The sequence below is a fragment of the Leisingera sp. SA215 genome (genome assembly GCF_055902035.1).
Genome location: NZ_JBVVXU010000011.1, coordinates 68,657 through 80,441, shown reverse-complemented (window position 1 = coordinate 80,441; position 11,785 = coordinate 68,657). Strand labels below are relative to the sequence as shown.

Genomic DNA, 11,785 nt, shown 5'->3' with positions numbered 1-11,785 from the left:
CTCAGCATTTTCCCTTATGCATTACGGATCGCCCAAAGCTCCATCTTAAGCCCCGGATACTGGCCCGACACATGCACCGCGATGCCGCCCGATGTGGTCATCTTGCGCCAGTAGGGGCTGTCCGCATCCATCTCGAAGTAGACCACGCCGGAATGATAGGGGATCTGCCGCGGTGCCACTGGCAAGGGCCGCAGCGTGATCCCCGGCAGGGCGGAATTCACCAGCTGGCGGATTTCCTCCACCGGGCCGATCTTGGCCTGGCCCGAGAAATGCTTGCGCACGTCTTCGGCCGGGATGTCGGCACTGACCGCCAGCACAAAACCGGCATTTCCCAGAAGTTTGCGGTCGGCAATCACCCCGACCGAGATGCCGTATTTGCGCGCCTCCAGCTTGATCGGGATCGCGGTCTGCTCCAGCACCGAGCTGAGATACTGGCGCAGCACCCGGATCACCGGGGCAAAGCACTCGACCAGGTTGTCATGGGTATAGGGCGGAAACTCCGGCGCCTGTTTTTCGGTCGACATGAACACCGACAGTTCCCCGGCCAGCCCGGCGCAGGCGGTGAACAGGCGTTCGGGGTGCAGATTCTCGATATTGCGCAGGTGGCGTACCTGCGGCAGCATCCGGTTGACCACCGCCAGCAGCATGAAATCCGACACATCCGCTACCCCGCGGGCACCGCCCGCTTCCGACAAGCGGCCTGCCAGCGCTTCCATCCGGTGCGCCAGCAGCCCCTCCAGTTCGCGCAGGAAACCGCTAAGCGCAGGGGCCGCCCGCACATCCAGGCAAGCCGGGACAAAGGCCTGGTCCAGCACGATCTCCTTGTCCGGGCGTACCTCGATGATGCGCGCCACGGGGATCGCCAGCAGATCGGCCAGGTCATCCACCTCCAGCGCGAACTGCAGACGCATCTTGCCCACATCCAGCTCCACCGGCTTGCGCTCGGTCGAGGTCACATCGGTCACTTCCTGCTTGTCCGGGCGCAGCCGGCTGGCGGATCGTTCGGCGCCGCTCAGATCCACTTCGGTGGCGCCCTGGCGGCGCTGCGGCACGGTCATGTAGACGATGCAATCCTTGATCGTCGACGGCACCTCCATCGCCGGCGGATGCGGATCCGCCATCGGCACCCGGAACACCGTGCCGTCATGGGTCAGCCCTTCACAGGACTTGACCGCGAACTGGCCGATTTTCAGCGCCTCATGGTCGATCTCCAGCCCGTTGACGCCCCAGGCATAAGGGCTGAGCCGCCGCGCCAGCCCGGCAACCAATGCCTCGGTATACCGGTCGGACTGCTGGAAGTGATGCGGCTGCAGAAACAGCCCCTCCGTCCAAAGTACTTTACTGTCCCAGGACACCGGGATCTCCTCTCAGTTGCGGGCACGCGCCAGCGGCGCGGTGCGCATCAGTCCTTCAGCCTGTCCAGCTGATCCTTGTAGGCACGCGCGAACTCGCGGCTGAACAAGTCGTGAAAATCATTCTCAGCCTGGTCGGATATCTCTGCATAAAGCTGTTCATAGACGTCCCAGTATTGTGCCTTTTTGCCTCGCAAAAGACCCTTGAGGCCGCCTTTGGTTTCGATCTGGCCTTCCAGCGCCTTGGGGTCGAGCCGCTTCAGCACGCCTTTCAGCGCCGCCTCCATGCCGGTGACCATCGCCACCTCATGCGCCTTGATGTCGCGCAGCGCTTCTTCGGCAGCGGATTCCGGACTCAGGTAGCCTTTGGTTGCCGGGCGGACCATCGCTTCAACCGCCTGTTCAGGCGTGATCGAGAATTTCAGCGGATTGTTTCCGCCGGCCGAGATCATCGTCTGCTCAATCCGGAATTCCGACTTGATCGAGGTCCGCGTCATCAGGATTTCGCGCAGGCCGGTGACCAGGGTCCGCATCACCCGGCCCATGCGCGCCATGGTGCTGGCCTGTTCCGCCGGATCGAGGCTGACTTCGGCGCCCGCGCCCTTCAGGAACGCGGCCACTGCGTCCTGCGCCTGCGCCGGAGGTGCTGCCGCGGGTGCAATGGTTTTCGCTTCCCCGGCAGCCGTATCCTGCACCGGCGGTATCTCGGTCGGCGGCGCAGGCGGCACTTCCGGCGGTGGTGCTGCGGGCGGGGTTTCCGGCACCGGGGACGGAACCTCGCGCGGCGGCGGCACGGGTTGCGGGTCGGGGTCAGGCGCCGGGGTTTCCGGCTCGCCTATACCGGACAGGAAATCATCGTCCCAATCGTCCGGGATCATATTGGACTGCGCTGCACGCACTGCAAACCCGTCCGAAGCGGCCGGGTTGTGGTTGGCAAGACTCGCGCCCTCCCCCTCACGCCCGTCGCTGGCTTTTTGAAAGAAGGGATCTTCTTCCTCGCCCAGGGGCGGCAGCAGCTCATCAATCGGATCCACCGGGTTCAGCTGTGCAGGCCCCTTCAGCCCCTCGCCCAGCAGATCATCCAGGAAATCACCGCCCGGCCCGGCATCTTCCAGCAGCTGCAATGGGTCCGGCGCATTGGCGGCATTGCCGTGCGAGGCCGCCCCCTGCGCGGCGGGTGCTGCAATCATGCCGCCGATATCCGCCAGATCGTCGCGGATTTCCACCACCAGCTCATAGTTGCCGACGCACAGCACATCCCCGTTGTTAAGCGGCGTCGGCGTGCGGCCCAGCGGGATCTTGGAATAGTTCAGAAAGGTGCCGTTCGAGCTGAGATCAACCACCACCACATTGCCGTTGTGATCCTCGATTACGCAATGATTGCGCGACAGCTGCTGATCGGGGTCGGGCAGCACCAGATCGCAACTGGCGCCGCGTCCCACTGTCAGGCTCGGACCCCGCATTGGAACAGGGGCCGCATCGCCGGGCATCGCGCCCGAGCTCTGGAATTTCAGCGTCACTCCCATTTTTGGGCCTAACCTCCCACCAGCACGGTGAATTCACCCTTGACGACCATGCCGCCGCAGGCGGTGTTGTCCAGGATCCGCGCGGCCGGCATGTTGTTGATCAGCACTGTGGCGGAGCCTTTGATGATCGGATGCGGCGCGGGCGCGGCGGTGCACATATCCCCAAGACGGGCGGCCGGCAGGTTCGCCACCAGCACTGTCACCGCGCAGGGCGGCAGGATCGGCGTCGGCACCGGCAGAACCGGCGGCGGCGGGGTTGAGGGCAGCATGCAGGCATGCAAATCCGTCATCCGGGCCTGTGGCATTCCCATACCTTTAATCCTCCCTCAGCTATGCGTTGCCGCTTCCGGCACCTGAACCACCTGTCCCTTGCCGCCACGCGCAATATCCAGCGCCCGCTCTATCAGAACGCCGCCGTGTTCTTCAAACTTATCAGACAATTGACCCAAGGCCACCATATTCATGGCAAAGGCCGCCGCCTCGGACGCCCCTGCCGGGGCCGGATATTGATTCAATTCTCCCGGTCCCAGCGTTCCGGCCGCATAAAGCACCGCCAGCGCGCAGTTCACCGTGTCATCATCCACATAGGCATGATCCAGGGTGATGCGCGCCTTGTCGCGGTTTTCCTCCGATGGCTCAAACACCCAGGTCTCCGACGCCGTCAGCGAGGCCGGATCCTGGTCCGAACGCGGCCCGATGTAGTCGCGTGCCGCCAGGCAGGCCCACCACACCCGCTCCCGCGGGGGCAGCAGCACCGCCAGAAGCCGCAGCAGATCGACCAGCGCGCCCTTGCGGTCCAGTTCCTCCAGCACCACGCCTGCCTGCGCCGTCGGCGGCGCCTCCAGCGGAGTTTTCAGGATGACATTTGCCCGCGACAACAGCTTGGCCACCGGGTCAGCGGGCATTTTCACCAGCTTTTCAAATCTTGCCGACATCTGCACCACCTAGTTGATCATCGTGAGGCCGCCCTTCAGGGTCAGCATGGCCTCGCCTTTCACGGTGGTCATCGGCGCCTTGGCCTCAACCATTCCAGAACCTTCGATCTTGATCATCGGCCCATTGATCGTAACACCGGAATTGTCGATCTTGATCGAGGAAGGACCCACGGTCAGCTTGATCTCCTGGCCCGCAGTCATCGCGATCTTGCCCGCGGTCACGTCCACGGTCAAATTGCCCAGCGACACAGTCTCCGTATGGTTGCCCTGGGCGATGGTTTCGGTCAGATTGCCGGTATCCACGTCCAGGGTCATGTTTCCGGTCTGGATATTCTCGGACTTGTCGCCGGTTTCCACCACCTCGGTGCGGTCGCCCTCATGCACGGTTTCCGTCATGTGCTGCTGAACCGTGAACACATAGCTCTTTTCATCGGCGCCGGTCACTTCCGGGTCGGGCGCATCCATGCCAACCGTCACCGTCGAGCGGTCCTTGACCAGCATCTGATGATCCTTCTCGGCCTGCACCCGCATCAGTTCGCTGTCCTTCTTGTCATCGAACATCAGCTCGTTATAGCCGCCGCCCCCCTTGGAGGAGTTGGTCTTGATCCCCAGCTGGGTCTGATCGTCGGGATAGGTATAGGGCGGCATGGTTTCCGCGTTGTAAAGCATCCCGGTGCAGATCGGCCGGTCCGGATTGCCGTCCTCGAACTGGATCACAACCTCCTGGCCCATGCGCGGGATCGCCACCATGCCCCAGTTCTTGCCGGACCAGGGGGTCACCACCCGCACAAAACACGACGAGGTTTCATTGTCCTTGCCTTCGCGGTCCCAATGAAACTGGATCTTGATACGCCCATGCTCGTCGGTCCAGATCTCTTCACCATCCTGGCCGACCACGGTCGCGGTCTGCAGCCCCTGCACTTCCGGCCAGGGGGTCACCAGCGGCGCCCGGAACTGATCGGACTTCAGGATCGCGCTGAAGGTCGAGGCATAGACGTCATGCTCCATCTCTTCGGGCACATCCATATTCTTCGGTTTCAGATCGCGGCGCATGGCGCCCTTGGTCGCAACCTTCTCCGTCTTCTGGCTTTCCCGTTCGCCGTAATCCCAAGCCACCTTGATATGGTGCTCAGTCTCAATGACCAGATATTCCTTGTTGTTTTCCTTCACCGGGTGCTTTTCCATCGTGAAGGTGCTGCCGGTGCCAAGCGTCGCCACGCTTGATGCACCGCGCCAGCGGATGTGCTTGATCGCCTCCGCTTCCATCCGCACCCGCGACCGCTTGTCCCCCAAGGGCGTCTTGGACGGATAACGGCCCTGGTAGTCGTACACTTCGTAGTTCTTGTAGGAGTGGTTCCCCTTGGCAATCGCGGTGGCCGCCGTCAAATCCGCCGAGGGCGTCTCAAAGTTGAAATCATTCAGCGTGACCTTGCCGCGGGTGAGGATTTCCTCCTTGGCCCATTCCGAGATATGCTCTTCGCGGCGGCGGTCACTGTCGTCGCGGGCATGGAATTCAATCGCCGCGCCGCCCTTGATGGGAGAATGTCCGCTGACCCCATCGCACAGCACCAGCTTCTCCCGCGCGGTATCGCCGGCCGGGCTGTCGAAGTAGAAGTAAATCCCCTCTTCCTCCATCAGCCGGCTCAGAAAGGCATAATCGCTCTCCCGGTACTGCAGGCAATATTCGCGCGCTTCGTAGGAATCGCTCAGCTTGTCGGTGAAATCGCTGAAGCCGTGCTCGCTGAACAGCTGCTTGATAATATCGACAGAGGTCTTTTCCTGAAAGACCCGCAGATCGCTGGTCCGCGTCAGCAGCCAGAACCAGGGGCGCACCTCCGCCACATACATCTCATACCCGTTGCGGAAGCCCAGATACTCGACCGAAACGCACAGCCCGTTGAATTGATGCTCGGTCTGTTGCCGCATCACATGCACATTCATCTGCTTGCCGACCAGATCCTGCAGCTTGGGCTGGCTCTTGGTTGCGGCAAATTCGATCGTGGTCTCGGTCAGCTTGCTCAGCCCTTCGCGCACAATCGCACGGCTCATCTGCAGCCCGTCGGTGGAATATGTCCCCGACATCCAGGCGAGGTCGTTTTCATGGCCCTTGCTTACAACCATGGGTCCTCCTTTCCGCGACGGGAACCGGGCCGGAAATCGCCGGCAGTGTTCTCAAACATCCGCATCATAAATCATCCAAAAGCGCGGCGAGGTCTGCATCCATTTCGCCGTCGTCGTCATCGTCATCGCCGTCGTCCCCGAACGACGCCAACAGGTCGTCCAGATCCCCAAGACCATCGTCATCCCCGCCGCCGTCTCCAAGATCCAGATCATCAAGGCCGGGATCATCCCCATCATCTCCGCCCAAATCCAAATCGAGATCCAGGTCATCGCCGTCCTCGGTCTCGCCCGCAGCAGTTGCCGGTTCCGGCATTCCCCGCGGATCAGGCGGCGAGGGCTCCGGCGCCGGCAAGCCGGTCCAGGGCCCCAGAATCTCGCTGCCCTTTAGCGAATTGAAAGAGGTCAGCCGCACCTCGTCCCGCCCCTTGACCGCGCTCACCGCCATGAACCCGCGTTCTTGCGCCAGTGCAATCTTGTCCAGGTCAATATTGCGCTCGGTGCAGGGCAGCGCCACTTGGTCGCCGAACTTGTCGTTCACATAATGATAGGGCATCTCCCCCAAAGTCATGATTTTACCCAGCTGCAGCGACGGCCCGTTCTCACGGAACGACCGCCCCAGCAGGATTGCCACCAGCACCACCGGATTGGCCCAAAGCATGCCCTTCAGACCTTCTGTTTCGGTAAACTCCTCAAAATCCAACTCATAACAAGGTTCGGTCTTCTCGCCATAGGGGCGCCGCAGCAGGAACCGCGGGCTGATCAGCCCCAGATGCCCGGCCTCCGCCATGCCCTGCAGCGTATCCCAGGCGTCCGCGACCAGCTTGGGCCGCTCCGCCTTCGGCGTCTTCAGGAACTCCGGCGAAATCGCGGCAAAGAACGGCGCATCCACATGCGCCGCCACCCGCGCAATTCGGCCCAGCAGCTCCGCATGCGGCGGCGTCTCTTCAAACTGATACATGCCGATCAGCGCCGAATAGCCGCCGCGCCCGGTCTCCTCGTCCAGCGGCGCACCGGTCAAAAGCCGCGCAAACCCGGTTTTCGACAGATCTTCTTCCGCCGCCAGATCCGCCGCCAATTCCTCGGCCGAGATGTCATACAGCATCACATCCAGCGTATCGTCGGCCTCGATCGAGCGCGCCATCAGGTCCAGCGAGCGCCACTGCGCCTCCACCAACTGGAATTCAGGATGGTGCAGCACCAGCCGCATCGCGTGCCCCAGCGCTTCATCCACCGCTTTCTGCATCGCCGCCGCATCCGGGTCCGGCAGCGCCCGGATATGCGGGCCGACGATCCGCGCCAGCACCTCCTCCACCGGCGAGGCCGGGCGCGGGGTGATGCCGGTTGCCCCGATCAACTTCTGAAACGCGCTCAGCCGCCTGTCGGCCGGCACTGAATTGCCCGCCGAGGTCCGCTTCGGCGCCCGCGCCCTGGTGCCGTATTTCTCAGCCCAGGCCTTCAGCGTGCCCGCCGCATGGTCCGCGGTCGCACCGCTTTGCAGCTGTTTGCGCAGTCCCGCCAGCTCAGAAAACAGCTCAACGTTTTCATACAGCTCATCCGGGTGCAGCCCGTCCAGATCCTTCAGCTTCACCGCAATCCCGGCACCCTCTTTGCCGATCGGCAGCACCAGCTCGGTCGCAAAGCTCTCGATCACATCCTCGACCGTGTCAGGATCCAGCAGGATCGCTTTGCGCGCCGCCAGACCATCGCCGGTCTCCAGCTGGCCCTTGGCCGCGCGGCCTGAGAAATCCCCCAGAATGGCCAGCCGGAACCGCTTGCGCTCCAGCTTCTGCGGGTCAGGACGGTCCGCGCTCAGGGTGCCATAAGCGAATTCAGGATCATCCGGCACGTCAACCGCCGCAGCCTCTGCCGCGGGGTCACCCTCCCCGGCGTCCAGATCTTCCAAAAGCGCGCCCAGATCTTCGCCGCCCGCGTCTCCGGCATCCTCGCCATCACTACCAGGATCTCCCAGCAGATCATCAAGATCCATATCCCCGTTATCGCCCATCAGGCTGTCCAGGTCGGACTCCGCATCCCCCAGACCGCCAAGCAGAGCATCCAGGTCATCCTCGGCACTGCCGTCATCTTCGGCCTCTTCCGCCGAAGCCTCCTCGCCGAGGCCTGCCAGCAGACCGTCCAGATCGCCCTCCTCTTCCTCGCTGCCGAGATCACCCAGAAGATCATCAAGGCTGGCATCCTCCGCCGCCTCTGCGCCGTCGTCCTCCAGACCGCCCAGCAGCGCATCCAGATCATCTTTGGCGGCGGCATCATCGTCCAAACTGCCTAGCAGATCATCAAGACTGCTGTCGTCTTCATCTTCAGCCGCGGCATCTTCCGGCTCGTCCAGACTGCCCAGCAAGCTGTCCAGATCATCGCCGCCCTCCGCGTCCCCGCCATCAACAAGCGCATTCAGTTCGGAACTGTCCTCATCTGCGGGCGCTGAACTATCCAATCCGCCCAGCAAATCACCCAAGCTGCTGCGATCCTCCGCTGCATCCACGGACGGCTCTTCTTCCAGTCCCCTCAAAAGCGCATCGGGATCTTCCGCGGATACAAGCTCATCCTCGTCAGTCAGGTCTCCCAAAAGACTGTCCGGAGCATCATCGCCGGCCGGCGCCTCCGCATCCTCTCCACCCTCCGGCAAGGCATCCGGTTCCAGGAGTGCGCTGCCAGCCCCGTCGGCGTCTTCGTCTTCGCCCAGGCCCGCCAGCATGTCATCCGGGACGTCCTCCGCCGCGTCCTCGCCAAGCGCATCGCCGTCAAGATCCGCAAGCAAATCATCCAGACCGCCGTCCCCGGCATCGTCCTCCGGTTCTTCCAGACCGCCAAGGATACCGTCCAGGCCATCCTCCTTCACTGGCGCGTCCTCCGGAAGATCCTCCACCAGCCCGGCCAGCACGTCGGCCGCACTGTCCCCGCCGTCAGTTTCCTCGGGCGTTTCAAGGCTGTCCAGCACCGCCCCCAGATCTTCAGCAGTGTCTTCATCCTGTTCCAGGCCCCCCTCCAGCAAGCCTTCGAGAATATCACCGGCCTCGTCTTCCGCCGTTTCTGCAGTCTCGGCCGAGGCCAGGCTGTCCAGTGCATCCTCTGCCGCGCGGCCGGTGTTTTCCTCCACCTCAGCATCGTCCAGCAGGCCGTCCAGAACGGCGTCCAAGCTGCCTTCCTCAACATCGTCTTCGCCCGCTGTTTCAGCCAGGCTGTCCAGCACCGCAGCGGCTTCGCCGCCGTCATCCTTTGCCTCTGGCTCAACCTCGGAAAGTTCACTCAGAACGCCGGCAACATCTTCCTTTTGGTCCTCAGTGAGCTCCACCGATGCCAGGCTGTCCAGCACGGCACCCGCCGTGTCATCGCCGCCGCCGTCCGCTTCGATCGCGGCCAGTTCATCCAGAACCGATGCGGTCTCATCAGCCGCATCCGCGTCCGGAACATCTGCCGCCGCCAAACTCTCCAAGGCGGCACCCGCGGTATCGTCTTCCGCTTCATCCTCCGGCGCCCGCTCTGCCAGCCCGTCCAGGATGCCGGAGTGATCCTCCGCGGGCTGCTCAGCAATTTCAACCGCCGCCAGCCCTTCCAGCGCATCCTCCGCCGCCGTATCTGCCTGCTCCGGCACATCAATATCTGCGAGCGAGTCCAGAACACCGGAATGATCTTCCCGTTCAGTTTCCGCCATTTCCACGGCTGCAAGACTTTCCAGCGCCGCCCCTGACGCATCCTCCCCGCCAGCGTCCGCGGGTTCCTGCGCCGCTAACCCGGCCAGCACATCGCCGGAGGTATCGGCTTCCACCGCTTCAGGCAGCTCCGCCTGCGCCAACCCCTCCAGAACTGTGTCCGCCCCGTCCTCTTCTTTCGTTTCCGGCACGCCGCCCGCAGCCAAAGCCGCCAAGGCATCCGCCGCGTCGTCCCGCGGTTCGGGGTCTGCCGGTGCGGCGGCGCTCAGCCCGGCCAGCACGTCAGCGGATGCATCTTCGCTTGCAGCATCCTCGGGGGCCGCCTCCCGCAAACCTTCCAGAACCCCCGCCGAGGCATCCTCAGCCGCCTGATCTTCCGGCGCCGCGTCGCGCAGCGCGTCCAGAACTCCGCCGGACGTATCTTCGGGGGCCGCAGCCGCCGGTGCCGCAGCCGCAAGTCCGGCCAGCACATCATCGCTGCTGCCGGCCTCTTCCCCGGGCAGCTCCAGGTTGCGCAGGCTTTCCAAGGCCGCCGCGCTGCCCGCATCCCCCGGCGGCGCCGACACCGCCGCCAGCAGCGACGGATCGTTCAGGATCGTCTCGATCAGCGTCTCGGCGCCGGTCTTGCCGTCCATATAGGCCATCAGATTCTGCAGTTGGGTGCGCGCCTCCAGCAGCGGACGCAGTGCATCCACCTTGGCGGCAATGGCCCCCGGCGAAAAATCCGCCAGGCTTTCAAACGTCAGATCAACCGCCAGATTGCCCTCTCCGGTCAGCGTGTTGGGAACCGTGAATGCCGCGCGCGGCGCCAGCGATTTCATCCGCTCGTCAAAATTATCGACGTCGATTTCCAGAAACTTGCGGTCGGCAACCGCGGGCTGCTCGACCGTGGATTTGCCTGCCAGGTCGCTCATCACCCCCATCACAAAGGGCAGCTGCACCTTTTTCTCGGCGCCATAAAGCTCCACGTCATATTCGATCTGAACACGCGGGGCCCGGTTGCGGGCGATGAATTTCTGCGAGCTGTCAGCCATCGTCCCGCCCTTTCATCTGCGCGATCTCCGCCCTCAGCGCCTTGATTTCCTCGTGCAGCTCAAGGACATGCGCATCCACCACGTCAGTCTCCGATTTGACCAGATCGCGCAGCTGCTCGAATTCGGCCTCGGCCTCCGCTTCCACCGCCGACTGCATGGTGTTGACCAGCAGGCCGATGAACAGGTTCAGGACCGAAAACGCGGTGATCACGATGAAGGGCACAAAGAACGCCCAGGCGAAGGGAAATTCCTTCATCACTGGACGCACGATACCCATCGACCAGCTTTCCAGCGTCATGATCTGGAACAGCGAATAGAGCGACCTTCCCAGGGTGCCGAACCAGGCGTCAAAGGTATCGCCGTACATCAGCGTCGCCATCACCCCGAACACATAGAACACGATCGAGATCATCACGATCACAGCCCCCATGCCCGGCAGCGCGTCCAGCAGCGCCTGCACCACCGCCCGCATCTGCGGCACCACCGACAATAGCCGCAGGGCCCGCACCACGCGCAGGCCGCGCAGCGCCGACAGGCCCTGGCTGTCCGGCAGCAGACCCACCGACACCACCACGAAATCGAATATGTTCCAGGCCGAGGTGAAAAAGCGCAGGCCATAGGCAAAAAGCTTCAGCGCCAGCTCCGCCACAAAGATGCCCAGCACCACCCGGTCGATCACATCCAGCAGACCGCCGGCATGGGCCTGGACAGTATCAGAGGTGCCCATCCCCAGAGTGATCGCGTTGAAAATGATCACCCCCAGAATGGCGTTGGTCACCCATGTGCGCTCAACAAATTCCCGGGCCCTGTCCCGGAGCGTCACTGCGGTTTGCGCGCTGCTGTCCAATACAATTCTCCACCCGGTCGTTTGCGTCTTGCCGGGCACATTTGGCGCCCGGCGGTCCTTTTCCATCCATCAGGCCGCGTCGAACACGGTCCCGTCCAGCGCTTTGCTGGTGATCACCAGCTGAGTCCTCTTGTCTTTGACGGGATGCTTTTCCATCTTCTTGCCGAGCTCGACCACCACCTTGAACGACAGGTCCGGCGGTTCGACCAGCTCCAGCCCGGATACTTTGATGTCCAGGTTCTTCAGGTCCATCACGACTTGTTTAACCATGGGGCTTCCTTCCCGCATTTTACCCTCAGGCGCGA

Annotated in this window: 8 protein-coding genes and 1 pseudogene; all 9 read right to left on the bottom strand. The window is 63.1% G+C overall.

Annotated features, from left to right (window positions below; genetic code table 11):
- Nucleotides 1-14: 14 nt before the first annotated feature.
- Complete coding sequence (gene tssK, locus AC0KW6_RS13480) at nucleotides 15-1,355, bottom strand: type VI secretion system baseplate subunit TssK (protein ID WP_323775937.1); 1,341 nt, start codon at nucleotides 1,353-1,355, stop codon at nucleotides 15-17.
- A 47-nt stretch (nucleotides 1,356-1,402) separates the two neighbouring features.
- On the bottom strand, nucleotides 1,403-2,878 hold the full coding sequence (gene tagH, locus AC0KW6_RS13475; RefSeq protein ID WP_474035136.1) for a type VI secretion system-associated FHA domain protein TagH: 1,476 nt from the start codon (nucleotides 2,876-2,878) through the stop codon (nucleotides 1,403-1,405).
- 8 nt (nucleotides 2,879-2,886) lie between these two features.
- Entirely contained in the window at nucleotides 2,887-3,189 is a 303-nt protein-coding gene (locus AC0KW6_RS13470; protein WP_024092578.1) for a PAAR domain-containing protein, read from the bottom strand.
- 15 nt (nucleotides 3,190-3,204) lie between these two features.
- Nucleotides 3,205-3,813, bottom strand: coding sequence for a DUF6931 family protein (locus AC0KW6_RS13465; RefSeq protein WP_474035135.1), 609 nt, complete (start codon nucleotides 3,811-3,813; stop codon nucleotides 3,205-3,207).
- A 9-nt stretch (nucleotides 3,814-3,822) separates the two neighbouring features.
- A complete protein-coding gene (locus AC0KW6_RS13460; RefSeq protein ID WP_323775933.1) occupies nucleotides 3,823-5,934 on the bottom strand; it encodes a type VI secretion system Vgr family protein in 2,112 nt (703 codons plus the stop codon).
- 64 nt (nucleotides 5,935-5,998) lie between these two features.
- A complete protein-coding gene (locus tag AC0KW6_RS13455) occupies nucleotides 5,999-9,601 on the bottom strand; it encodes a type VI secretion system contractile sheath domain-containing protein (RefSeq protein WP_474035172.1) in 3,603 nt (1,200 codons plus the stop codon).
- Nucleotides 9,602-10,132: 531 nt separating this feature from the next.
- Nucleotides 10,133-10,633: pseudogene (gene tssB, locus AC0KW6_RS13450) on the bottom strand (type VI secretion system contractile sheath small subunit); the annotation flags it as partial.
- The gene (locus tag AC0KW6_RS13445) at nucleotides 10,626-11,480 is read right to left on the bottom strand and encodes an ion transporter (RefSeq protein WP_323775932.1); all 855 of its coding nucleotides are present in this window, start codon (nucleotides 11,478-11,480) and stop codon (nucleotides 10,626-10,628) included. The pseudogene tssB and the gene AC0KW6_RS13445, both read right to left, overlap by 8 nt.
- A 69-nt stretch (nucleotides 11,481-11,549) precedes the next feature.
- Nucleotides 11,550-11,750: a hypothetical protein gene (locus AC0KW6_RS13440; protein WP_474035134.1), complete on the bottom strand. Its 201-nt coding sequence runs from the start codon at nucleotides 11,748-11,750 to the stop codon at nucleotides 11,550-11,552.
- Nucleotides 11,751-11,785: the final 35 nt, after the last annotated feature.

Bases quoted from the DNA above. Each gene is read 5' to 3' on its own strand.
- tagH (WP_474035136.1), bottom strand. From the start codon at position 2,878: ATGGGAGTGACGCTGAAATTCCAGAGCTCGGGCGCGATGCCCGGCGAT.
- AC0KW6_RS13470 (WP_024092578.1), bottom strand. From the start codon at position 3,189: ATGGGAATGCCACAGGCCCGGATGACGGATTTGCATGCCTGCATGCTG.
- AC0KW6_RS13465 (WP_474035135.1), bottom strand. From the start codon at position 3,813: ATGTCGGCAAGATTTGAAAAGCTGGTGAAAATGCCCGCTGACCCGGTG.
- AC0KW6_RS13460 (WP_323775933.1), bottom strand. From the start codon at position 5,934: ATGGTTGTAAGCAAGGGCCATGAAAACGACCTCGCCTGGATGTCGGGG.
- AC0KW6_RS13455 (WP_474035172.1), bottom strand. From the start codon at position 9,601: ATGGCGGAAACTGAACGGGAAGATCATTCCGGTGTTCTGGACTCGCTC.
- AC0KW6_RS13440 (WP_474035134.1), bottom strand. From the start codon at position 11,750: ATGGTTAAACAAGTCGTGATGGACCTGAAGAACCTGGACATCAAAGTA.